This window comes from Salinibacterium sp. dk2585 (assembly GCF_008001035.1).
Classification (GTDB): Bacteria; Actinomycetota; Actinomycetes; order Actinomycetales; family Microbacteriaceae; genus Homoserinimonas.
This window is the reverse complement of record NZ_CP042856.1, coordinates 1510987-1534699: the sequence shown is the minus strand read 5'-3', so window position 1 is coordinate 1534699 and position 23713 is coordinate 1510987. Positions and strand designations below refer to the sequence as shown.

Sequence of the window (23713 nt, the reverse complement as noted above, 5' to 3'; positions counted from 1 at the left end):
GACCGTTGCATCGGCTCGCCAACTTCGCACGATTCGTGCTGCACGCGCGCGGCAGGATGGACCCATGGCATCCCTCCCCACGCCCAGTGCACCCCTTCGCGCCGCGATCGACCGCTTCGATGCATCCGCCGCACGGGGCTACCTTGCCGCCGCTTCGATCGGCCTGCCGATCGACGCCACGGTGGCTGCGATGCGCGCAGATCTCTCAGCGTGGCGTGCCGCTAAGCGCGACCCGATGGGCTACGAGGAGGTCGTCGAGGCGACTCGCGCACACTTCGCGCGGCTCGTCAATGTCGGCGTCGAGAGGGTCGCAATCGGGTCCCAGACCTCCGTCATGACGAGCGTGATCGCAGCCGCCGTGCCCGCAGGCGCCGAGGTCCTGTGCGTCGAGGGCGACTTCACCTCGATCGTCTTCCCGTTCCTCCAACGCGCCGACATCACGGTGCGTTCCGTGCCGCTCGATGACCTGGCCGCCAGCATCACGGATGCCACATGGCTCGTCGTCTTCTCGCTCGTGCAGTCCTCCAATGGGCGCGTGGCCGAAGCGGCCGCGGTGCGAGCGGCAGCGGCCGCGCACGGATGCCGCACACTGTGTGACGCAACGCAGGCGGCGGGAGTGCATCCCTTTGACGCGTCGCTCTACGACGCAACGGTCTGCCACGCATACAAGTGGCTGTGCGCGCCGCGCGGCGTCGGCTTCCTCACCGTCTCCGAGGCCTTCGCGGAGCAGCTGACTCCTGTGCACGCTGGCTGGTATGCCGGTGAGCACATCTGGCAGTCCATCTACGGGCCGGGCATGGAGCTCGCGGCCGATGCCAGGCGCTTCGACGTCTCGCCAGCGTGGCCCTGCTGGCCCGGGGCGGAGCCGGTCATCGGGATGTTCGCAGAACTCGACATCGCCGAAGTCTGGGCCAGGACCTCGGGCCTTGGCGACCTGCTCTGCGACGCGCTCGGCATCCCGCAGCAGCACCAGGCGATCGTGACCTGGCCGGATGCCGGTGGCGACGCGCTCGGCCGCCTCACGGCCGCCGGAATCAAAGCGTCTGGGCGTGCCGGCCGCCTCAGGACGGCGTTCCACCTCTGGAATGACGAGAGCGATGTCGAGGCCGTGGCACGCGCACTCGTGCGCTGACTCGCGTGCATCGTCCCGGCAAGTAGGCTGGGTGTCGCGCATCGCGCATGCACCGCACCCCCTTCGACCGCGCATCCAGCGTGGCTGACCCTTGGAGTTACACCGTGGCCAACGCCTCTGCTCTCGATCCCGTCATCAACCTCGCGAAGCGTCGCGGCTTCGTCTTCCAGGCCGGTGACATCTACGGCGGCTCGCGTTCCGCCTGGGACTACGGGCCCCTTGGCGTCGCGCTCAAAGAGAACATCAAGAAGCAGTGGTGGCAGACCATGGTCAACGGCCGCGACGATGTTGTCGGGCTCGACTCCTCCGTCATCCTGCCCCGCAAGGTATGGGAGGCATCCGGGCACGTCGAGGTCTTCAGCGATCCCCTCGTGGAGTGCCTCTCCTGCCACAAGCGTTACCGTGCCGACCACCTCATCGAGGAGTTCGAGGAGAAGAAGGGCCGCGCCCCCGAGGGCGGCCTCGCGGAGATCGCGTGCGCGAACTGCGGCACCCGCGGTCAGTGGACGGAACCCAAGGAGTTCTCCGGCCTGCTCAAGACCTACCTCGGCCCCGTCGACGATGAGGCGGGGATGCACTACCTCCGCCCCGAGACGGCGCAGGGCATCTTCGTGAACTTCGCCAACGTGCTCAACGTCTCGCGCCAGAAGCCGCCGTTCGGCATCGGCCAGATCGGCAAGAGCTTCCGCAACGAGATCACGCCCGGCAACTTCATCTTCCGCACCCGCGAGTTCGAGCAGATGGAGATGGAGTTCTTCGTCGAGCCCGGCACTGACGAAGAGTGGCACCAGTACTGGATCGACGCCCGTCTCCAGTGGTACATCGACCTCGGCATCAACCCCGAGAACCTGCGACTCTTCGAGCACCCCAAGGAGAAGCTGTCGCACTACTCGAAGCGAACGGTCGACATCGAGTACCGTTTTGGCTTCCAGGGCAGCGAGTTCGGCGAGCTCGAGGGCATCGCCAACCGCACCGACTTCGACCTCTCGACGCACTCCAAGCACTCGGGCACCGACCTGTCGTACTTCGACCAGGCCAAGAATGAGCGCTGGGTTCCCTACGTCATCGAGCCCGCGGCTGGCCTGACCCGCTCCCTCATGGCGTTCCTCGTAGACGCCTACGCGGAGGACGAGGCGCCCAATACCAAGGGTGGCGTCGACAAACGTACGGTTCTGCGCCTTGACCGCCGCCTTGCGCCCGTCAAGGCGGCCGTCCTGCCGCTGTCGCGCAACGAACAACTCTCGCCGGTCGCCCGCGAGCTCGCGGCCGACCTGCGCAAGTACTGGAACATCGACTTCGACGATGCCGGCGCGATCGGCCGTCGCTACCGCCGCCAGGACGAGATCGGCACGCCGTTCTGTATCACGGTCGACTTCGACACGCTCGACGACAAGGCGGTCACCGTCCGGGAGCGTGACAGCATGCAGCAGGAGCGCGTCTCGCTCGACCGCCTGCAGGGCTACCTCGCGGAGCGCCTCCTCGGCGCGTAGTCTCACCCGGCACCCTCGCGCCCGCTGCGCCTAGTGCAGCGCCAGCAAGGGCAGGCGCGCGTGGCGCCCTGACGGCCGTCCCCGCACCAGCGGCGACGGCCGTCACCGTCCGCCGCCGTCGCGCCCGCCGCCTCCCGCCGGTGCCGAGCATGGCCCGCGGCCGTCACCGTTCGCCGTCACGCCGTCACGCCGTCACGCCGTCACGCCGTCACGCCGTCACGCTGTCGGCCGCCGTCGACGCATGTCGCCCGAGGCCTCCAGCCGCCGCCCGGCCATCCTCAGCACCCGTCGGAAACTCAGGAACTCCGCCTCACCAGGGTCTCTTTCACAGCCGAACTCGCGGAATCACGCGCAGGCTTCCTGAGTTTCCGGAGCGCAGGACCGACATGGGCACCCCTCGGTTCAGAGGCTCGAGCCCTCCACAATCAGCCCGGCAGATCGGGATCCACGGACAGCAGGCGTGGGGCGCCCCGCACCGCCAGGGTTCCGCAGGATCGTGCGATGTCGATTATCGCGAAGTGGGTGTCGGACCTGGGTGGCTTCGCCCAGAAGCAGCAGCTCGTGCGTCTCGGTGCGACGGATGCCTCCCTGACCTCAGCAATCCGTTTGGGCGCAGTGCGGCGTGCCCGCAACGGCTGGTACTCGACCGCTGATCATCGAGCCCCAGAGTTCATGGCAGTGCGGATCGGGGGACGGTTGACTGGTCTCTCCGCTATCAGAGCGGCCGACGGGTGGGTCCTGGAACGCAACGGGCCCCTCCATGTGTCGGTTCCCCGTAACGCGGCACGGTTGCGGTCGCCGCGGAATCGCCGCGTCGCGCTGACGGCACGGTACAAGCACGGCGTGATGGTGCACTGGGACGACGCCAATATCCGCGACGCGGGGTCTGCCACCGCGGTCGGCCTCCAGGATGCCCTCGTACGCGTCATCTCGGACGAGGATGCCGTGACGGCCGTCGCGGCTCTCGACTGGGCGCTGCACACGCGCCGAATCGAGCTGAGCGACCTCGACCGCATGCTGGCGAGGTTGCCGGAGCGCTACCGCTACCTGCGCGACTGGGTGGACCCGGCGTGCGAGAGTCTGCCAGAAAGCCTGTCCCGCACGCGCCTCCGTCTTTTGGGCCACCACGTTTCATCGCAGGCCGCGCTGCGCACGGCGGAACGCGTGGATCTTGTCATCGACGGCGCCGTCGGTCTCGAGACCGACGGCGAGGAGTTCCACTGGGATCGCTTCCTCGCCGATCGCCTCAAGGACATCCAGATACTCCGCGAGGGATTAATCCCAGTCCGCCTGCCCGCGAAGGTCGTCTTTCACAACTGGCCGCTCGCGGTGGCCGCGGTCCGCGCAGCCCTCGCTCTCCGCGCCACCTTCGGAAACTCAGGAAGCTGCGGAGACGCGTGCAGCGCAGGGCCTGCAGCTCCGCCGTGTCTGAGAGGCGAACGGCCGACGTTAGCGCGAGGTTCCTGAATTTCCGAAAGGGGAGCCGGGAAGGCGGGCGAACCGCGGGCGGCCGGCGAACTGTGGGGCGCGTCCGGCGGGCAGGTGGTCGCCGCAGCACGGGAATACGGTTGCCGCGGCACTGGTTGCGCCCAGCATGAGTAACGCAATCAAGGTCGATGTGTGGTCCGACATCCAGTGCCCGTGGTGCTACATCGGCAAGCGCCGTTTCGAGCAGGCGCTTGAGCAGTTCGACGGCGAGGTCGAGATCGAATACCACTCTTTCGAGCTGTCTCCCGATACCCCGGTGGATTACGACGGCACTCCGGCCGAATACCTGTCGCAGCGTAAGGGTCTCTCGGTGGAGCAGACACACGGCATGCTTCGGCAGGTGACGGCGGTGGCGAGCAGCGTCGGCCTCGACTACGACTTCGATCGCGTGCACCAGACCAACACGGTGAAGGCGCACGAGCTGCTTCACTACGCCAAGTCGAAGGGCCGACAGGCGGAGCTCAAGGAGCGGTTGCTCGAGGCCTACTTCGTGAAGGGCGAGCATGTCGGCCGTGTCGAGTCGCTCGCTGATATCGCCGCCGAGCTCGGGTTCGATCGCGATGAGGTCGTGCGAGTGCTGGAGTCAGGCGAGTTCACACCGGCCGTGAAGGCGGATGTCGCGCAGGCCGCCGCCTATGGCATCCAGGGCGTGCCGTTCTTCGTCTTCGAGGGCAAGTACGGCGTGTCCGGCGCCCAGGAGGCGTCAACTTTCGAGCAGGTGCTGCGCCGGGTGCGCGAGGAGGCGGCGGCGTGACGGATGCGCAGAAGCTGACAGTGCTTGGCGACCCGCAGGCGTTCGCGTGCGAAGGGGACGCATGCGTCATCCCGAAGCTGGAGGAAGAGGACGGTCCTAGGCCGGGTCTGTGATGTCGGTGACGGTGGCGCCGAGGGCCGCGACGAGCGCGTCGGCGTCGACGAACAGCGTGACCCCGTGTTCTCCGCCTCCGAGCGAGACTCGTTTGCCGAGCATCCGTTCGTCTGCGTAGACGGGCCACGGGGCCGTGCTGCCGAGCGGCGTGATGGTGCCTCGTTCGTAGCCGGTCGCCTCATAGGCGAGTTGCGCGTCGGGGAGGGAGAGCTTGTTGACCCCGACGACGGCCCGAAGCTTGGCCCACGAGATCTGCCGGTCGCCTGGCACGAGGGCGAAGGCGAAGGTGCCGTCCTTCCGTTTCACGACGAGGCTTTTCACCACGTACGAGGGGTCGACACCGAGGGATGCCGCGGCCTCGGCCAGGCTCGTTGCGGGCCCTCGCTCGACGAACTCCACGTCGAGGCCGAGCTGCTCGGCGGCGGCGGCCACGCGCGCCCTTCCTGTGAGTGCTGTCATGCTCTCGCGCTGCTTTCTGGGAGAATCGGGGAGTGACTGTTCTCGACGCTACCGTTTCCCGCCCGGCTGACGCCGCTGCGGCCGGTCGCGCGCCGCTGCGCATCGGTCGCCTGGAGCTCGATGTTCCTGTCGTGTTGGCGCCCATGGCGGGCATCACGAACACGGCGTTCCGCAGGCTGTGCCGCGAGTTCGGCGCCGGGCTGTATGTGAGCGAGATGATCACGAGCCGCGCCCTGGTGGAGCGCACGCCCGCAAGCATGCGGTTGATCACCCACCACGAGTCTGAGACGCCCCGCAGCATCCAGCTCTATGGCGTCGACCCGAAGACGGTGTCTGAGGCGGTAACGATGCTGGTCGCTGAAGACCGGGCAGACCACATCGATCTGAACTTCGGATGCCCGGTGCCCAAGGTGACCCGCAAGGGCGGCGGGTCCGCGCTCCCGTGGAAGACTGGCCTGTTCCGCGACATCGTGTCGGGCGCGGTCACGGCGGCGGGCGACGTCCCGTTGACGATCAAGATGCGCAAGGGCATCGACGCCGATCACCTCACCTATCTCGAGGCGGGCCGCATCGCCGAGGATGCCGGGGTTGCCGCCGTCGCCCTGCACGCTCGCACGGCTGCCGAGTTCTACAGCGGTCACGCTGACTGGTCGGCGATCGAGAAGCTGAAGCAGGTTGTGACGAGCGTGCCCGTGCTCGGCAACGGTGACATCTGGTCGGGCGACGACGCGGTGCGCATGGTCGAGCAGACCGGATGCGATGGAGTTGTCGTCGGTCGCGGATGCCTCGGACGCCCGTGGCTGTTCGGCGACCTGGTGGCGGCGTTCAATGGCCAGCGTGATGTTGCGCGTCCCGGCCTGGGTGTTGTGGCGCAGACGGTGCGCCGCCATGCCGAGTTGCTGGGCGAGTTTTTCGGCAGCGAGGAGTGGGCTTGCCGCGACATCCGCAAGCACATGTCCTGGTACTTCAAGGGGTACCCGGTGGGCGGAGACATTCGCACCCGCCTGGCCACGGTCGAGAGTTTCGCCCAGATGGACGACATCCTTGGCGAGCTCGACTGGAGCACGCCGTACCCGGGGGAGGGCGCCGAGGGTCCGCGCGGTCGCGCCGGCACCCCGAAGCGTCCCGCGCTTCCGCAGGGTTGGCTCGACAGTCGCGAGCTTGACGAGGCCGCCGCGTGCGAGGTCGCCGGGGCTGAACTGGATTCCAGTGGTGGTTGAGACGAGTGCCGTCGAGCCGGGGCTTGCGGCCCAGGGCTACGGCGAGCACGACATCGCACGATTCCTTCCCGAGGAGCACTACTCCCGCCGCAGCGACTTCGCTCGCGATCGCGCCCGGCTGCTGCACTCGAGCGCGCTCCGTCGCCTTGCCGCCAAGACGCAGGTGCTGAGTCCGACACAGGGAGCCGATTTCGCTCGCAACCGCCTGACGCACTCGCTCGAGGTCGCACAGGTGGGGCGCGAGCTCGCGACGGCGCTCGGCTTGAATCCGGATGTCGTGGACACTGCCTGCCTGGCTCACGACCTGGGGCATCCGCCCTTCGGTCACAACGGCGAGCGCGCACTCAACGCCTGGGCGTCCGAGATCGGGGGCTTCGAGGGCAACGCGCAGACGCTGCGCCTGCTGACGCGTCTCGAGCCGAAGGTTTTCGGGGATGACGGGCGGGCCTACGGCCTGAACCTCACGCGTGCGAGCCTCGACGCGAGCTGCAAGTATCCCTGGCCGGACACGCGCTCGGTCGCAGATCCGAGCGGGCGGGCCAAATTCGGTTTCTACAAGGATGATGTCGCCGCCTTCGAGTGGTTGCGGGAGGGCGCGCCCGATGGTCGCCTCTGCATTGAGGCGCAGGTCATGGACCTCTCCGACGACATCGCCTATTCGGTGCACGATTTCGAGGATGCGATCTTCGGTGGTTACATCGACGTGCGGGCGCTTGGCGCAAGGGTCGACCATGACGAGCTCGTCGATTCGATGTTCGAGTGGATCGGCGGTGAGCTTGGCCACGATGAGCTCATCGACGCCTTCGACCGACTCGACAACTTGGATGTGTGGATCGATTCCTGGGACGGCAGTCGCCTCGCGCAGAGTCGGCTCAAGAACCTGACGAGCCAGCTGATTGGCCGTTTCGCGGCGGGCGCGGTGCAGGCAACGCACGATGCCTACCCGCAGGAGAGTCTCATCCGCTTCGGTGCCGATGTGGTGGTACCGCGGGAGATCCGCGCGGAGATCGCCGTGCTGAAGGGCATCGTGGCGGCCTTCGTGATGTCGAAGAACACGCGGCAACCCATCTACGCCGAGCAGCGGGAGATTCTCACGAGTGTCGCCGATGTGCTCTACGCTTCGGGGCCGAGCGCGCTCGACCCGGGCTTCGCTGCCGACTGGGCCACGGCGTCCGATGACGCGGCCCGCAAACGCGTCGTTGTCGACCAGGTGGCGAGCCTCACCGATCAGTCGGCCATGAGCTGGCACGACCGCCTCGTCGGCTCCTAGCCGCCCGCCGCATCCCGTGCCGGTGGGTGTGACGCGCTCAGTAGGATTGCGACATGGCCGGTCTCATTCGTCGTAGCGACATCGATGAGGTGCGGGCGAGGGTCAACATCGCGGATGTCGTGGGCGACTATGTGACGCTCAAGGGCGCTGGTGTCGGCTCGTTGAAGGGCCTCTGCCCCTTCCACGACGAGCGGAGCCCGAGCTTCCATGTGCGCCCGCAGGTGGGTCGATATCACTGCTTCGGCTGCGGTGAGGACGGCGACATCTTCACCTTTCTGCAGCGCATGGACCACGTCTCCTTCTCCGAGGCTGTCGAGCTCATGGCGCAGCGCATCGGCTTCGAGCTGCACTACGAGGATGGCGGCACCGCGTCGAAGGACCATGGCAACCGTGCCCGCTTGATCGCCGCCAACACGGCAGCGGCCGAGTACTTCACCGCCCAGCTCGGAACGCCGGAAGCTGAGCCTGCCAGGCGCTTCCTCGGCGAGCGCGGTTTCGACGCCGCGGCGGCGGCCCGCTTCGGGGTCGGCTTCGCGCCGAAGAGCTTCGACGCCCTCGGCAAGCATCTCAAGGGTCTCGGCTTCACGGAGCTCGAGCTCGTGACCTCCGGCCTCGTCAGCAAGAACGATCGGGGCAGCACCTACGACCGGTTCCGCGGCAGACTGGTGTGGCCGATTCGGGATGTCACGGGGCAGACCCTCGGCTTCGGCGCCCGTCGGCTGCTGGACGACGACCAGGGACCCAAGTATCTCAACACCCCCGAGACGCCGATCTATCACAAGTCGCAGGTGCTCTATGGGCTCGACCTTGCGAAGCGTGACATCTCCCGCGGCAAGCAGGTTGTGGTGGTCGAGGGCTATACGGACGTCATGGCCTGCCACCTCGCGGGCGTCACGACGGCGGTCGCCACCTGTGGCACCGCGTTCGGCGTGGACCACATCAAGGTGGTGCGCCGCGTGCTCGGTGATTTCGAGACGGCGGATTCGACGGCGCTCGGCGAGGTCGTGTTCACCTTCGATCCGGACGAGGCGGGCCAGAAGGCCGCCAGTCGTGCCTTCGCCGAGGAGCAGCGCTTCGCCGCGCAGACCTATGTCGCCGTCGCGCCGGAGGGCCTCGACCCTTGCGATCTTCGACTCAAGCGCGGGGACGACGCTGTGCGCCTGCTCATCGCGGGCAAGAAGCCCATGTTTGAGTTCATGGTGCGGCGCACGCTTGCCCGCTTCGACCTCGACACGGTCGAGGGTCGAGTTGCGGGCCTTCGGGCGGCAGCGCCGATCGTCGCGGGCATCCGTGACCGTGCCCTGAGCATCGGCTACGTTCGCACGCTCGCGGGCTGGCTCGGCATGGACCCCGACGAGGTTGGTCGCGCGGTCGCGGCCGCCCAGCGTCGCTCCCAGTCGGAGCAGAAGGGGAGCGACGCGCCCGAGCGTGCTCCAGGCTCGCAGCAGTCGGCCGAGCCGGTGACGGATGCTGGCCCTTCGATTTCGCAGCTGCCGAACGACCCGGCAACCCGGCTCGAGCGTGACGCCCTCATGGCACTCCTGCAGGCACCGCTCGAGGTGGGGCGCGATCTCGCGTCCCGGGTGAGCCAGGCGGCCTTCGCGCATCCGTCGCTCTCCGTCGTGCGCGATGGGGTCGCTGCCGCGCTGGGCATGGGCCCCGCGGGCGATTCCTTCACGGAGCAGGCATGGCTGGAGAGGGTGCTCGAGGAGGTGCCAGCCCCGTTCCGACGGCTCGTGACGGAGCTGGCCATCGCCCCCCTGCCCGAGCAGTCCGGCCGCGACCTGCGCGTCTACTGCCGGGGGATTGCGACCTCCGTGATCGATCGTGACCTCCTGCGCCAGAAGGCCGAGTTGTTGGGGCGGCTGCAGCGCACGGATGCCACTGCGGAGCCGGAGCGCCATGCGCAGATTCAGCGGGCGCTCGTGCAAGTCGAGCAGGAACGCCGTTCACTGCGGCAGGACTGACGCGTCGGCAGTAGTCTCGATGGGGCGAAGGTTGAGGGACGTGGGATGAAGCGGTTGAACGATGGGGTCGTAGTCGAGGCGAGAGATCTATCGATCCACTACCGCTCTCGGGATGCGCTGTCGTACCACCTCGCGGTCGACGGGATATCGTTCGACATCCTGCCCGGTGACGTGCTGGGCGTCGTGGGGGAGTCGGGCTCCGGCAAGTCCACGCTCGCGCTGACGATCGCCGCGATGGGCGATCGCTATGCCCTCGACGAGAACTCGCCCGAGATCTGCGGTGGCTCGCTCCGTGTCTACGGCACCGACATGCGGTCCCTCACGCGCCGGCGGCGCGACCGCGTGACGCTCGTGACGGGGTACCTGGCCCAGGATGCCGCCGTGAGGCTGAACCCGCAGCTCACGGTGGGCGAAAACGTCGCCGAACCGATCTTCCAGCGTGACCGTCGTTTCAGCCAGCGTGAGGCGGCTCAGGCGGTCGCGACGCTCGTGGATGCTGTGCGGCTGCCCCTCAGCATGCTCGAGCGCTATCCCTTCGAACTCAGTAGCGGCCAGCGTCAGCGTGTCGCGCTGGCTCGCGCCTTGGTCCTGGAGCCGACGTTCCTCGTCGCCGACGAGCCGACGCGAGGCGTGGATGCGACGGTGCGCGACGGCGTCATCGGCGTGCTGCGTGACCTCCAGGAGCAGCTCGGCTTCGCGGCGATGGTCGTCAGCAGTGACCTCGATGTCGTCTCCGCCCTGACGGACCGAGTTGCCGTGCTCGATCGGGGTGTGCTGATCGGTATCGGCGCGATGGATGAGCTGCTCGTCGCGCCGCAGCATCCGTACCTGCGTTCGCTCGCCGCCGCGCGCAGCAAACTCGGCCCCCACAAGGCCGCCTCGTGAGCAATCGGCGCGCCCGGGTCAGGACTGAGGTCTTGTCGATTTGGCGCAGCGCGATTCCTTGATAAAGTAGGCACGCTGTTCCAGCAATCCTCGATAGCTCAATTGGCAGAGCAGCCGGCTGTTAACCGGCAGGTTCTTGGTTCGAGTCCAAGTCGGGGAGCATTACTCAGTGCGCACGATGGGGTTAGGATGATCCTCCCGTGGCGGTTTCTCTCCGCCGATCGTGCGCACTGTCTGTCTCCGGGGGTGGGTTGATGCAAGCGTGGCTGTCTGAAGACACCTCGTTCCCCAACATCGCCCTTGTCGCGGCGGCCTTCGTGGCGCTTGTCGCGATCGCCGCGATCATCACGAGCCTCGTGCTTGCCGGATCCCGGCGGCGCGTGCGCAAAGACCTCGCTGAGGCCGATCGCGATGTCCTCGACCTCGAGCTGAGCCTCGCAGAGCAGGGAGCCCGGCTTCGAATGGTCGGCGAACTGCACGAGGTTGCGATCCAGTCGGTGTCGGCGATCGTCGCCCAGGCCGATGGCGCCAGGTACAAGGCCGAGTCCGACCCGGCCGCGGCCGGCCGTGCTGCCGTCGCGATCGGTGACTCCGCCCGCTCCACGCTTGCAGAACTCAGGCGGGTTATGGCGATCGTGCGGCAGGGTGAGGCGGATGCCGTGCGGCAGCCCGGCATCAAGACCTCGCGCGAACTCTTCCGGGTCATGCGCGAAGCCGGCCTCGACATCCGCTTCGAGGAGATCGGCGAGCGCTTCGAGCTGAAGCATGGTGCCGAGGTCGCGGTCTTCCGCATCCTGCAGGAGGCACTCTCCAACGCGCTCAAGTACGGCGGCGAGGGCACCGAGGTGCGGGTGACCTTCCGCTGGTCGGAGGATGGCCTCAATGTTCTGGTCGATGACGACGGCATCCGCGCTGCCACCCGGCGCGCCGGCGATGATCCCAACCGGGTCGCGCGTGACGGCGGCTATTCGATCGATGACGACGCGGCAGCGCTCACGTCGACGCCGAGTGGTCCGGGCATCACCGAGATGCGCGAGCGCACCGAGCTCTTCGGCGGCGTCTTCAACGCCTACGTCGTGCCGGGTGTCGGCTTCTCCGTCTCGGCGGCGTTCCCCAACCTTCGCACCGTCAAGGGCGTGCCCGGCACGAGCCTCCAGAGCTGAGGTGAGCACCGCCGAGCAGGCCGAGCGACGAGAGCCGGTCGCCCGAACCGCTGTCAGCGTGGCATTGGCGGTATCGGCCTACGGCATCTCCTTCGGGGCCTTGGGGGTCGCAGCCGGCCTGGATGTGTGGCAGGCCTGCGTGCTGAGCCTTGTGATGTTCTCCGGGGGTTCGCAGTTCGCACTCGTCGGGGTCATCGCGGCGGGAGGGGCGGCCGCCGGCCCTGCCGCGATCGCAAGTGCCACCCTCCTGGGCAGCCGCAACGCGATCTATGCGATGCGGATGGGGCCGATCATCGGCAAGGGTTGGGCCCGCAGGCTCGTGGCCGCCCACCTGACGATCGATGAGAGCACCGCCGTCGCCACCGCGCAGAAGGAGCTGCCGGAACAGCGCAAGGGGTTCTGGCTGACGGGCATCCTGGTTTTCGTCGGGTGGAACATCACGACGCTCGCCGGCGCCCTCCTCGGCAATGTGATGGGCGACGTGAGCCGTTACGGTCTCGATGCCGCCGCGGCTGCCGCATTCCTCGGCCTGCTGTGGCCGCGCCTCAGCGCCCTGCAGCCGATCGCGGTTGCTGTGGGCGCCGCCGTCGTCGCGACCGTGCTCACACCGTGGCTGCCGCCGGGGCTCCCCGTTATCGCCGCCGCCCTCGTCGCGGTCGTCGTCGGTCTCACGAACTGGGGTGCCCGTTGACTCTCTGGGCCATCGTCATCATCGCGTCGATCGCGGGGCTTGCCGTCAAGATCTCCGGCTATCTCGTGCCAGCGGAGTTCATGGAGCGGGAGAAGCCCTCCCGAGTCGCGGGTCTGCTGACGGTGGCGTTGCTCGCAGCGCTCGTCGCGACGCAGTCGCTCGCGAGCGGCCAGCAGGTCGAGATTGACGCACGAGTGCCCGCGATCTTCGTCGCTGCCGCGCTCTTCGCCCTGCGGGTGCCGTTCATCCTCGTAATCGTGGCGGCGGCCCTTACTGCGGCCATCATCCGCGCGACGATCGGCGGATGACCGGGGGTTTAGCCCTCGAGGTCGTCGACGCCTGGCATCCAGGTCAGGCCTGGCGTGCCCCAGCCCGCACGCTTGACGGCTTTCGCCGCTGCCTTTCCGTTGGCATGGTCCAGCCGATCGACATAGAGCACGCCGTCGAGGTGGTCATATTCGTGCTGGAAGATCCGCGCGAGCCAACCATCGGCGGTGATCTCGTAGGGCTGGCCGTCGAGGTCGAGTGCGCGGAGGATGATGCGGTGTGCGCGACGGAGGGGGTAGCGTTCCCCGGGCACCGAGAGGCAGCCCTCCGCCTCCGCCATGTCGTGCAGTGGCGCGGTAGAGAGCGGGCTGAGCCACAACTCCGGGTTGATCGCGACACCGCGATACTCCACGTCGTCATCGTCGACCCAGCCATAGACGAAGACGCGGAGCGGCACACCGACCTGTGGTGCGGCGAGGCCGACGCCGGGCGCGGCATCCATCGTCTCGAACATGTCATCGACGAGGCTGCGGAGCTCGTCGTTGAAGTCCTTGACAGGCCCCGCGGGAGTATGGAGCACAGGGTCACCTGTGATGACGATCGGTAGCACGGCCATTCGGCAAGAATATCCCGGCGTCACCCGGTAGTGTCGTCACGTGCTGCCAGACCTGACCTCTCTCGCGGTGGAGTCACTGACTCCGTTGCAGTACCTCGGAATCCCCGTGGCGCTGCTTGGCGCAGTCTTCCTCGCCGTGGGCGCACAGCTACAGCACCGCGGTGTTGCCCAGGTTGAGGCTCGTGCGCAGGCCGAAGAGCAGTCGGCAGGCGTCGAGGCCCTCCAGCCGGGCGCAAAGACGGCCGGACTCAGCCTGCGACAGCTCGCTCATCTTGCGGCGCGCCCCTCGTGGCTCATCGGTACCGCGATGCTCGGGCTCGCGGTCGTGCTGCAGCTGACGAGCCTCTATCTCGCACCGATCACGCTCGTACAGCCGCTCGGCGCCGTCGCGCTCGTCATCACCGCCGTGCTCAACGCTCGCGTGTCCAGGGTGAAGCTGGATGGCGTCAGCATCCGGGCGATCGCGTTCTGCGTCGTCGGCGTCGCACTCTTCGTCGGCGTCGCCGCGTTCACGACGCGTTCCCATCCCGTGAGCAATACACAGGTGCTGGTGATCCTCGGCATCCTCGCCGTCGTCGCGATCGCGTTCGCCGTGCTGTTCGTCGTGTACCGAAGTCGGCTCAAGGCGCTCATGTACATCCTCGGCGCCGGCATCCTCTATGGCTTCGTTGCGACGCTCGCCAAGGTTGTCATCGACCGCATGAAGACGGGCGACTTCGAGTGGCTCACCTTCGCCGCGCTCATCGCGCTCCTGATCGGCACGGTGCTCGGGGGCTACTTCGTGCAGAACGCCTATGCCTCTGGTCCTCCTGACCTCGTGATCGCCGGTCTTACGGTCGTGGACCCCATCATTGCCGTGACGATCGGCATCACGGTGTTGGGCGAGGCGAGCGACGCCCACTGGTCGGTGCTCCTCGTCTTCCTTGTGGCGGGTGCCCTTGCCGTGCGTGGAGTCTTCATGCTCGCGCAGCATCATCCACAGTCGCGCGCCTGACCAGGGGATCAGCCACGCCTGCGGTAGGTTAGTGCGAGCTTTCCGCCCCACCCGGGCCGCACCCTGCCGCCAGGCGGTACACCACAAAAAGGAACCCATCCGCGTGCAAGAACACCGAGCTGCTCCCGACTCGACGACCTCGCAGCCGTCGCCGCTGCGCGTGCTGATCGGGTGCGACACCTTTCCCCCCGATGTGAACGGCGCTGCGAATTTCGCTTCACGGCTCGCCGCCGGCCTCACTCAACGAGGACATGACGTCGTCGTGGAGGCGCCCGCATTCAGTCGGCGCCACGGTCGATTCACCGAGGAACATGACGGTGCCAAGTTCACCGTCCACCGCGTCTATTCGTGGCGCTGGTATCCGCATGACTGGCTGCGGTTCGTGCTGCCGTGGCGGTCCCAGGCCCATGCGGCTCGCATCCTCGACGAGGTCAAGCCCGATGTCGTGCACATCCAGTCCCACATCGTCGTGGGCCGCGGCCTCGCGAGGCAGGCGAGCAAGCGAGGCATCCGTGTCATTGGCACCAACCACTTCATGCCCGAGAACATGATCGAGCACGCACTGCTGCCGAAGTTCCTGCAGAAGCCCGTCATTCGGGCGGTGTGGGCGGATGCGTCGCGCACCTTCGCGCTGTGCGCGGCGGTCACGACGCCCACCAAGAAGGCTGCGGCGTTCCTCGAGGACGAGACCACCGTCAAGGGCGTGCACGCGATCTCCTGCGGTATCGACGCGAGCCTGTACACGCCGAGTTTCGAGCAGCCGAAGGAACACCGCATCGTCTTCGTTGGGCGTGTGACGGGGGAGAAGCACATCGACGTCCTCCTGCGCGCGGTCGCGAAGCTCGACCCCGCGCTCGACGTCAAGGTCGACATCGTGGGCGGCGGTGACCAGCTCGCGGCGCTCAAGCAGCTCGCTGTCTCGCTCGGCATCCGTTCGAACGTCAATTTCACCGGGTATGTGAGTGACGAGGAGCTCCGTTCCGTGCTCACGCGCGCCTCGGTCTTCGCGATGCCCTCCATTGCAGAGCTGCAGAGCATTGCCACGATGGAGGCCATGGCTTCGGGACTGCCGGTCGTGGCCGCCGACGCGATGGCGCTGCCGCATCTCGTGCACGATGGCGAGAACGGCTTCCTCTTCGAGCCCGGTGATTCCGATGGCCTGGCAGACAAGCTGACGCGCGTGCTCCGGATGCCCTGGGACGAGGCGCTGCAACTCAAGCGGGCGAGCCTCAAGCTGATCGAGGCACACGACATCGAGCGCACGCTGAGCACCTTCGAGAGCCTGTATCGTGGGGAAGCGGTCGCAGATCCGGCGACCGATGTCACTCTTGGTGAGCCAGCTCCCTGACTCCGCGGGTGGCCACGGGGCGGTAGCTCAGCTGGTTAGAGCAGCGGACTCATAATCCGTCGGTCACGGGTTCAAGTCCCGTCCGCCCTACTATCGCGTCATACTCGGTCACGCTCGGAGGGAGACACGTGGCGCGGCGTCCGGTTCGGACTCCCTCGCATGGTCGTTACCCTGAGGGTTGCGCTTATGGTCGGCGAGTGTGCGCACGTTCGTTGCCGCGCTTGTAGTTTCCCGTAACGCGCGCCATCACCTGCTGGGGGTCGGCCCGCTCAATGTCGCTCAGGAACTTTGTGACGGCGGCTTTGCGCAACGTCGCAGCGAGACGACCGCTGTGCCGAATCTCGACGCGGTCGCCGCGGACATCGAACTCAAAGCCACTAGGTTCACCCGACATGACCACGAGCATGGCTCAGCGCCGGGCCGTATGCAAACACGGCGGTGTCGAACGTTCTCTTCGCGCCCGCGCTCAGGCGGCGGACGGGGCTGCGCCCAACAGACTTCGCCGCCCTAGCGGCTTGGGGCTTCCGTCACCCGTTCCAGGAAGCCGAGAGTCTGCGCCAGCGCCTCCTGCGCCTCTGGGCGGTCGAGCTGGAATTGGTACTCGTGGGGGAGTGCGGGCTCGTGCTCGGCGGCCCAGAAGAGGGCGGTGACGTCGACATCCTTGTCCTGCAGGGCGTGATGCATCGGCACGGATTGGAGCCACGTGAGGCCGTCGCCGTTGCCACCCGTGATGAACGTGGCGGGGAAGTCCTCTGTGACGAAGTTGACGGTGGACATCGTCGCTCCCGCAGACGTCGATGACCAGTCGCGGGTGCCCGTGTAAGCCCAGAGCGCGGTCTTGAAGCCCCAGGCAGTGATGCCGCTCAGCTCGGCCATCGCGCGGAGGTCGTAGACGCCGCAGTTGAGCACGACGCCAACGAGTTGTCCGGCCTTGAGCGCCGGAGCAAGTCCGAGCAGGTTCGCATAGGAGTCGTTGACCGTGAGTGTGGCGAGTTGGCTTGCCAGCTGTGCCCCCGCGGAGTCGCCCGCGAGCACGATCCGATCCGGGTCGATGCGGAGCTCATCCGACCGCTCCACGAGTTCTGCCAACGCGGCATTCAGCTGGTGCACCGCTGCGCTGTAGGTGACCTCAGGACCGTACTCGTAGGCCAGGCCCACGGCCGCATAGCCTTCCGACGCGAGAATCTGGAGGTATGGCGCGACATCCGATTTCGATCCTGAGATCCAGGCGCCGCCGTGGACCCAGACGACAGTCGGCAGCAGCGCATCAGAGCCGTCGTCAGGCAGGAACAGGTCGAATGCGAGGGCCTCGTCGTGTACCGCGGGCTGCACGTCGATCTCAGAGCTGACCTCGGTCGGCGCGAACTGCTGCATGATGTCGACATTGCGTTCGGCGCCCATGCCGAAGACCCACCTAATCAGCATCGCCGAAGGCCACGGTGTGGCGGCCGTGACGAGCAGCACCGCGAGCAGCACCGCGCCGGCGACGATCCCGCCGGTGCGAACGGGGGACAGACGCAAGCGGCGCTTCGAAGGCATGTCGAGAGGATATCGAGCGCACACCCCGTGCCGTGCCCGCAGGCTCCCGTCCTAGGCTTGATGCGTGATGAACGCCCTTCTCTCCCGGTTCTTTCCGCCGAAGGGCGAGCGACTCGAACGCGACGTGATCATTCTGGGCGTCATTGCATTCTTCGTGATGCTCGGTTTCGGCGTCGTGATCCCCGTGCTCCCCGTGTATGTGCGGAGTTTTGACGTCGGGTTCCTCGAGGTCGGTGCGGTCGTGTCGGCGTTCGCGCTCATGCGACTCATCGCGACTCCTTTCGTGGGCCGCCTCGTCGACCGCGGCGGCGAGCGCACCATCCTCGCAATCGGCATCGGTATCGTCGCAATCTCCAGCGGCCTGGTGGGCCTCGCGGCGAACTACCCGCAGGTACTCCTGCTGAGGGGGGCCGGCGGCATTGGCTCGGCGATGTTCTCCGTCTCGGCGATGACCCTGCTGCTCGCTACGACTGCCCCTGAACGGCGCGGACGCGCTGTCGGCTTCTACCAGTCGGGCTTCCTCATCGGTGGCATGGCGGGTCCCGGCATCGGCGGCATCCTCGCGGTCATCTCCCTGCGCGCGCCGTTCTTCTTCTACTCGGCAACGCTCGTGATCGCCGGCCTTGTTGGCTTGCTCCTGCTGAGTCGAGTGGATGCCAGGCCATCCGCTGATGCTGCCGCGCGCATCCCAATGCGTCAGGTCGTGCGGGATTCTCGTTTCATCGCGGCGTGCCTCGCGAACTTCGCGCAGGGGTGGGGATCGATGGGCGTCCGCAGCGCCCTCATCCCGGTCCTCGTCGTGGAGCTGCTCCACGAGACCGCCGTGTGGACGGGCGTTGCCTTCGCGATCGCGGCCGTCGTGCAGGCGATTGCCCTCGGGCCAGCTGGGCGCTTTGTCGACAGGGTGGGTCGTCGCCCGGCGATCATCGGTGCCTTCGCAGCGGCTGCCGTGCTCATGATGGCGATCCCGTTCGTGCGAAGCCTGCCGCTGCTGATCGTGCTCCTGTGTGCCTACGGTGTGGTCGCCGCCTTCATGGGCACCGCGCCAGCCGCCGCGCTCGGTGACGCGGCCGGCCCGCGCAATGCTCGCCCGGTCGCCGTCTTCTCCGCATTCTCGGATGCCGGTGCGATCGTCGGCCCCCTCGTCGCCGGGGCGCTGCTCGACGCGGTGTCCTACCCGGCGGCCTTCGCATCTGCGGCGGTGCTGTTGCTTGGGGCCTCGCTGTTCGGACTGCGGATGCCGCGGCATGAGCGCACAGCGAGCGCCTCTCCCTGACCTCTCCCCGGGCTGCACGCGGAAGGTCGAGCCTGTGAACCTGAGGTCAATGCATGCGAATACCTATTGCGTTCCGAGCGCTGTGCACTAGGGTCGGAGATAGCAGTTGCAGTACCTCGCAGATCTTGATTGACCGTTCTGGCCCTCACAGGCCGGCACGGGTTTCTTTCGGGAGCGGACGATGATCACCGCGACGAGTGACTCCGGAGGTCGGAGTCACGCGAAGAGCTCCTGAAGGAGAAGAAAAAATGGCAACAGGAACCGTTAAGTGGTTTAACGCTGAAAAGGGATTCGGCTTCATCGCCCCCGAAGACGGCAGCCCCGATGTGTTCGCACACTACTCGGCGATCTCGACGAGCGGCTACCGCTCGCTCGACGAGAACCAGCGGGTCGAGTTCGACCTCGCCCAGGGCCCCAAGGGCCCGCAGGCGGAGAACATCCGCCCCCTCTGAGTTTGACTGATCGCATCGCCATCGTGCGACGCATCACGTGAGACTTTGTCGGCCCCCGCCACTCGGCGGGGGCCGACTTTTTTGTGTCCCGATGGAACACGCGGCCCACGTCCGCGTTGCATCCTGTGTCAGCCGAGAGGATGGACCTATGACCGACACCATGACACCCGAAGCCCGTCTTGCCACGTTCCGTCGCCGTCGCGATGAATCGGTCATCACGCCCCAGGGCAGCCTGGCGCTCACGACGACGCAGCTCATCGACTCCGCACAGACCGTTTGGGGTGTACCCGGTACTTGGGCACCGCTCGATGAGGGTGGATCGGGCGTGCAGCTCACGGCCACCGCTGCCGATGGCATCCTCGTCGATGGTGATCTTGTCGACGGCTCGGTCACCGTGCGCGGCAAGGACTCTGACTCGCCGTCCTCGATCAGCTTCAGCGACACGGTGAGCGGCTTCGTGATCGCGGTGGACGGTGGCTATGCGCTGCGCGTGTGGGACGCCAACTCCGCGGCGATCCAGAACTTCGGCACGATCGATGCCTTCCCGTACAACCCCGACTGGGTCATCACGGGCACCTTCCGCGAGAACCCGGAGGGCACGACCCTCGGCTTCGAACACCTCAAGGATGACGGCAAGACGCGCGAGATGGTGATCCCGGGCGAGATCTCCTTCGAGAAGGACGGCACGGAGTACAACCTGGCCGCATTCAAGTCGGGGCGTGCGCTCCAACTCGTCTTCGCCGACGCCACGAACGGTGAGAGCACCTACAGTGTCGGACGATTCCTCTTCGTGGCGCCCAACCCCGATGGCACGATCACGCTCGACTTCAACCTCGCCGTGCTTCCCCCCTGCGCCTTCTCCTACGCCTTCAACTGCCCCATGCCGCCGAAGCAGAACCGTTTCGCTGTGCCGATCGAGGCGGGCGAGAAGAATGTCCTCGCGAAGGACGGCTCGCTCCTCCACTAGGGAGGTCCGCGCGTAGCGCGGGGGCGGCTGTCGGTGGCATACGCCAGACTTGGCTGGTGCACATCGTCGCGAGTTCCATCCCTTCGGGAGTGCGGCTCACGACGGTGGACGACGCGGGCACGCCGCGAGAGTCGAGCGACGTGCCCACGAGTGCCTTCGCGTCCGAGGTGGCGCGGCGAAAGCATGATCGACCGCGGTGGGTCTGGGACGACACCGACCGCTGGTATCCGTCGTTGCTCGACGCGGGTGTGCGCGTGGAGCGCTGCGTCGACCTGCGCCTGAGCCGCGCCATCCTCCGCAGTTCGCCACACACGGAGACAACGGATGTCGCGACCGCCCCGCACGACCCGCTTGACGAGCCGCCCGGCGACGGGCCGACACAGCGTGCCGCCGATGCGCTGTTCGAATTGGAGCCCGTCCACGGCCTTCCCGGCGTCGATCCCGTGGAGGAGTTCTCGCGCCAGCGTCGAGCCACGCCCAAGGCGCTCGGCCTTCTGCTTTCCGCCGAATCGGCCGGTGCTCTCGTTGCGGCGGAGATTCGGCACGTCGGGCTGCCGTGGCGCGCTGACGTGCACGAGGAGCTGCTGGTGCGCGAACTCGGCCCGCGGCCCAGGACCGGCGAGCGGCCGGCGCGCATGGAGGCGCTTGCCCGCGACATCCGTGCCGCCCTTGGTGCGCCCGATCTGAACCCGGACTCCGCGGCGGCCGTGCTGAAGGCGCTGCGACGTGCCGGGCTGCAGGTCGAGTCCACCAGCAAGTGGGAGTTGCAGCGCGTCGAGCATCCGGTCGTGCCTTTTCTGCTCCAGTACAAGTCGCTCGCGAGGCTTCACAGCGCGAACGGATGGCACTGGCTCGACAGTAACGTGCGCGAGGGTCGGTTTCACCCGGACTATGTGCCCGGCGGCGTCGTGACGGGGCGCTGGGCCAGCCGCGGCGGCGGGGGAGCCCTGCAACTGCCGAAGCAGGTGCGGGGTGCTGTTCTGTCCGACCACGGGCGCGTCTTGGTTGTGGCGGATGCCGCTCAACTCGAACCGCGCATCCTCGCTGCCATGGCGAGGGATCGCGGCATGGTCGAGGCCGGCGCGCAAGGCGATCTCTACGCGGGCATCGTCGAGCGAGGCGCCGTCGCGACGAGGCAACAGGCGAAGCTGGCCATGCTTGGCGCGATGTATGGCGCGACACAGGGCGAGAGCGGGAGGCTCATGCCCTCGCTCGCCCGCGCCTATCCCCGGGCGATCGCGCTCGTCGAGGCGGCGGCACGCGCGGGGGAACGGGGAGAGCGAGTCTCGACGCTGCTGGGGCGCGGTTCACCGCTGCCCGGTGAAGAGTGGCGCGAGCTGCAGTCGCTCGCGAGTGCTGAGGGTGTGGCAGGCGCTGTGCAGGAGCGAGCCCGCTCGGCCGCGCGCTCCTGGGGTCGATTCACTCGCAACTTCGTCGTGCAGGGCACGGCCGCGGAATGGGCGTTGTGCTGGATGGCGGCGCTGCGACAGCGCCTCCACGCGCTCGATGCCTCGGCCAATGGTCCCCGCCTCGTGTTCTTCCTCCACGACGAGCTCGTCATTGACGCCCCGGATGCACTGGCCGATGAGGTGTCTCGGGCCGTAGCGGAGGCGGCATCTGAGGCAGGCAGGCTGCTCTTCGGGGAGTTACCCATTCGCTTCCCCCTCTCGGTTGCGATCGTGAAGAGCTACGCCGAGGCGAAGTGAACCGGCGGCGAGAGCGGGCAAGCGTCCGCGAGTCGATTTCGGATAGCGAATGACAGGCTTGTCATTAGTCCCCATGTTCCGGCATACTTCTAGGAGGCGTTCGCGCCATAACTGAAGATTCTCGCTGCACGCAGCCTGCATTCCAGTGGTCGATGGGGAAGTCGCACCAAAGGGAATGGAGAGATTGTGGCTGCAGCAACTGCACGCGGGGTGCTTTTTGTGCACTCCGCTCCTCGCGCGCTTGCCCCGCATATCGAATGGGCCGCAGGTCGCGCTCTTGATCGCGCCGTCAGCTTTGACTGGGCCGAACAGCCCGTGCTGAAAGGCGCGCTCCGCACCGAGTTCTACTGGGAGGGCGAGCAGGGCACAGGCGCTGCGCTCGCATCCGCCCTTCGCGGGTGGGAACACCTCCGCTACGAGGTCACCGAGGATCCGACTCCCGGCAGCGACGGCGGACGGTGGCTACACACTCCCGACCTCGGGATCTTCTTCGCCCAGACCGATACGGCTGGCAATGTCGTCATCCCCGAGGACCGCATCCGCTACGCGATGGAGGTCGCTGGCTCCGACGCCTTCGAGCTGCACCGCGAACTGCGACTCGCGCTCGGCCAGGCGTGGGACGACGAACTCGAGGCCTTCCGCCACGCGAGCGACTCCAACCAGGTCGTGTGGCTGCACAAAGTCGGCTGAGCGAATTGGCTGAGCCCCTCTCCGAACAGCTCAGGCGGCGTAGATCGCGAGCATACGCTCCACGTAGTGGGCCGGGTCGAAGAGCTCCCGGTCCCGCACAGCACCGCGCGAGAGCTCAAGCACGCGCTGAGGGTCGCGCGACAGGGCGGTGAGGGCGGTCGCAAGCCCCTCGGCATCCGGAGTCTCCGAGAGATAGCCGGAGCTCTCAAGCCCCTCTCGGAGCTTCGGGTCGCAGTACAACACGCCGCGCTGCCGACTCACGGCCTCGGCGATGGTCATTGGCTGGTTGTCGAAGCCGAGCGAGGTGAGCACCACCATGGCCGACTCGTCCATCATCTGGAGCACGCGCTCGTGTGGCAGGTTGCCGTGCACCCGGATCTCGGGGCGGTCGGCGACCACCCTGCGCAACGCCGCGAGTTCGCTGCCGTCACCGACGAAGTCGACCGAGAATGCCCCCGGGGTGGCCTGCAGGGCGGCGACTGCCGCCTCCGCGAAGACAAGGGGCCGTTTGACGGCCTCGCAGCGAGCCACCCAAAGGAACGACGGATGCGCTGCCGCCTCCTCTGACAGCGGCACAGAAAGGCGACCGGAGGTCGCGATGGGGTTCGGCACCACCTCGACGGGTGCCTCCACGCCGGCATCCTGTAGGTCGCGCGCCTGGTGCGCCGAGGGCGACACGACGGTGTCGGCTCGCAGCGCCACCGCGAGTGTCAGGTTGCGCAGCAGGTCGTCGAAGCCGCCTCGCTGGCTGAGGGAAAGCCGGGGGATACGCGTGCCGGTGAAGCGTTCGAGCAGCGTGCGCACGAGGGGCGCGAGTGGCACGTGCCAGCGACCCTCGCTCGCCCAGTAGAAGGTGTGCACGGTGTGCACGAGGGGGATGCCCATCTCGCGTGCGACGTCCGCCGCAGCGTGCGCGAGCGCGAACTCCGTCTGCACGTGAACGACCTCGACGCGCTGGCGCTCGAACACCTGCCGCAGCATCGACCGCAGGCGCGCAGTGTTCGGCACAACGGGCAGCAGCAGCGCAGGCAGCACGAAATCCGGGCGCACATGCAACTCGTCACCGTCTGCCTGGAGGCGTGCCCCTCGCATCCGCTTGGCTGAGACGAGGAGCACCTCGTGCCCCGCGTCCTGCAGTGCCTTGCGCTGTTGCAGCATCGACGTCTGGGCGCCGCCGACATAGTCGAGGAGGTAGTCGCTAACGATCGCGATGCGCATCCCGCGG

22 protein-coding genes and 2 tRNA genes are annotated in these 23713 nt (G+C 67.3%); 20 read left to right on the top strand and 4 right to left on the bottom strand.

Translation table 11 applies throughout. From position 1 onward, the window contains the following. The first annotated feature begins 64 nt into the window (after positions 1-64). The 4 genes from FVA74_RS07185 to FVA74_RS07170 all read left to right on the top strand — a co-directional run bounded on the left by FVA74_RS07185 (position 65) and on the right by FVA74_RS07170 (position 4864). On the top strand, positions 65-1132 hold the full coding sequence (locus FVA74_RS07185; protein ID WP_147721382.1) for an aminotransferase class V-fold PLP-dependent enzyme: 1068 nt from the start codon (positions 65-67) through the stop codon (positions 1130-1132). A gap of 104 nt (positions 1133-1236) precedes the next feature. Continuing rightward, complete coding sequence (locus FVA74_RS07180) at positions 1237-2622, top strand: glycine--tRNA ligase (RefSeq protein ID WP_147721381.1); 1386 nt, start codon at positions 1237-1239, stop codon at positions 2620-2622. Positions 2623-3123: 501 nt separating this feature from the next. After that, positions 3124-4089, top strand: a complete 966-nt coding sequence (locus tag FVA74_RS07175; protein WP_147721380.1) for a glycyl-tRNA synthetase — start codon at positions 3124-3126, stop codon at positions 4087-4089. A 127-nt stretch (positions 4090-4216) separates the two neighbouring features. Further along, positions 4217-4864, top strand: coding sequence for a DsbA family protein (locus tag FVA74_RS07170; RefSeq protein ID WP_147721379.1), 648 nt, complete (start codon positions 4217-4219; stop codon positions 4862-4864). A 96-nt stretch (positions 4865-4960) separates the two neighbouring features. Here FVA74_RS07170 and FVA74_RS07165 read toward each other — a convergent pair whose 3' ends face one another. Beyond that, positions 4961-5437: an aminoacyl-tRNA deacylase gene (locus FVA74_RS07165; protein WP_147721378.1), complete on the bottom strand. Its 477-nt coding sequence runs from the start codon at positions 5435-5437 to the stop codon at positions 4961-4963. Positions 5438-5469: 32 nt separating this feature from the next. On the opposite strand from FVA74_RS07165, the gene dusB reads away from it, so the two are divergent. From dusB to FVA74_RS07125, 8 genes are all read left to right on the top strand, one after another. After that, positions 5470-6657 (top strand): tRNA dihydrouridine synthase DusB, encoded by a 1188-nt coding sequence (gene dusB / locus FVA74_RS07160; RefSeq protein WP_147721377.1) that lies wholly within the window; start codon positions 5470-5472, stop codon positions 6655-6657. Continuing rightward, the gene (locus tag FVA74_RS07155; RefSeq protein WP_187266489.1) at positions 6650-7927 is read left to right on the top strand and encodes a deoxyguanosinetriphosphate triphosphohydrolase; all 1278 of its coding nucleotides are present in this window, start codon (positions 6650-6652) and stop codon (positions 7925-7927) included. The genes dusB and FVA74_RS07155 overlap by 8 nt, the downstream gene beginning before the upstream one ends. A gap of 53 nt (positions 7928-7980) precedes the next feature. Continuing rightward, the gene (gene dnaG / locus FVA74_RS07150; protein ID WP_147721376.1) at positions 7981-9894 is read left to right on the top strand and encodes a DNA primase; all 1914 of its coding nucleotides are present in this window, start codon (positions 7981-7983) and stop codon (positions 9892-9894) included. A 45-nt stretch (positions 9895-9939) separates the two neighbouring features. Beyond that, positions 9940-10779, top strand: coding sequence for an ATP-binding cassette domain-containing protein (locus FVA74_RS07145; RefSeq protein ID WP_147721375.1), 840 nt, complete (start codon positions 9940-9942; stop codon positions 10777-10779). 87 nt (positions 10780-10866) lie between these two features. Continuing rightward, a tRNA-Asn gene (locus FVA74_RS07140) sits at positions 10867-10939 on the top strand. A 94-nt stretch (positions 10940-11033) separates the two neighbouring features. Continuing rightward, positions 11034-11942, top strand: coding sequence for a sensor histidine kinase (locus tag FVA74_RS07135; protein ID WP_147721374.1), 909 nt, complete (start codon positions 11034-11036; stop codon positions 11940-11942). Position 11943: 1 nt separating this feature from the next. Beyond that, a complete protein-coding gene (locus FVA74_RS07130; protein ID WP_147721373.1) occupies positions 11944-12633 on the top strand; it encodes an AzlC family ABC transporter permease in 690 nt (229 codons plus the stop codon). Next, on the top strand, positions 12630-12941 hold the full coding sequence (locus FVA74_RS07125) for an AzlD domain-containing protein (protein ID WP_147721372.1): 312 nt from the start codon (positions 12630-12632) through the stop codon (positions 12939-12941). The genes FVA74_RS07130 and FVA74_RS07125 overlap by 4 nt, the downstream gene beginning before the upstream one ends. 8 nt (positions 12942-12949) lie before the next feature. Here the strand turns inward: FVA74_RS07125 and def are convergent, their stop codons facing one another. After that, on the bottom strand, positions 12950-13516 hold the full coding sequence (gene def, locus FVA74_RS07120; protein ID WP_147721371.1) for a peptide deformylase: 567 nt from the start codon (positions 13514-13516) through the stop codon (positions 12950-12952). A 40-nt stretch (positions 13517-13556) separates the two neighbouring features. On the opposite strand from def, the gene FVA74_RS07115 reads away from it, so the two are divergent. The 3 genes from FVA74_RS07115 (at position 13557) to FVA74_RS07105 (ending at position 15948) form a co-directional block, all read left to right on the top strand. After that, positions 13557-14510, top strand: a complete 954-nt coding sequence (locus FVA74_RS07115) for a multidrug DMT transporter permease (protein ID WP_147721370.1) — start codon at positions 13557-13559, stop codon at positions 14508-14510. Between the two features lie 103 nt (positions 14511-14613). After that, a complete protein-coding gene (locus FVA74_RS07110) occupies positions 14614-15858 on the top strand; it encodes a glycosyltransferase (protein WP_240792154.1) in 1245 nt (414 codons plus the stop codon). A 16-nt stretch (positions 15859-15874) separates the two neighbouring features. Further along, positions 15875-15948, top strand: a tRNA-Ile gene (locus FVA74_RS07105). Positions 15949-16365: 417 nt separating this feature from the next. Here the strand turns inward: FVA74_RS07105 and FVA74_RS07095 are convergent. Next, entirely contained in the window at positions 16366-17397 is a 1032-nt protein-coding gene (locus FVA74_RS07095) for an alpha/beta hydrolase (protein WP_147721368.1), read from the bottom strand. Between the two features lie 67 nt (positions 17398-17464). On the opposite strand from FVA74_RS07095, the gene FVA74_RS07090 reads away from it, so the two are divergent. From FVA74_RS07090 to FVA74_RS07070, 5 genes are all read left to right on the top strand, one after another. After that, the gene (locus FVA74_RS07090) at positions 17465-18673 is read left to right on the top strand and encodes an MFS transporter (RefSeq protein WP_147723108.1); all 1209 of its coding nucleotides are present in this window, start codon (positions 17465-17467) and stop codon (positions 18671-18673) included. Positions 18674-18921: 248 nt separating this feature from the next. Further along, the gene (locus FVA74_RS07085; protein WP_147721367.1) at positions 18922-19125 is read left to right on the top strand and encodes a cold-shock protein; all 204 of its coding nucleotides are present in this window, start codon (positions 18922-18924) and stop codon (positions 19123-19125) included. Between the two features lie 148 nt (positions 19126-19273). Beyond that, positions 19274-20092: a DUF1684 domain-containing protein gene (locus FVA74_RS07080; protein WP_147721366.1), complete on the top strand. Its 819-nt coding sequence runs from the start codon at positions 19274-19276 to the stop codon at positions 20090-20092. 56 nt (positions 20093-20148) lie between these two features. Next, positions 20149-21798 (top strand): bifunctional 3'-5' exonuclease/DNA polymerase, encoded by a 1650-nt coding sequence (locus FVA74_RS07075; RefSeq protein ID WP_147721365.1) that lies wholly within the window; start codon positions 20149-20151, stop codon positions 21796-21798. Positions 21799-21984: 186 nt separating this feature from the next. Next, positions 21985-22488, top strand: coding sequence for a DUF3145 domain-containing protein (locus FVA74_RS07070; RefSeq protein WP_147721364.1), 504 nt, complete (start codon positions 21985-21987; stop codon positions 22486-22488). 30 nt (positions 22489-22518) lie between these two features. On the opposite strand, the gene FVA74_RS07065 is transcribed toward FVA74_RS07070, so the two are convergent. After that, positions 22519-23706, bottom strand: a complete 1188-nt coding sequence (locus FVA74_RS07065; RefSeq protein ID WP_147721363.1) for a glycosyltransferase family 4 protein — start codon at positions 23704-23706, stop codon at positions 22519-22521. Positions 23707-23713: the final 7 nt, after the last annotated feature.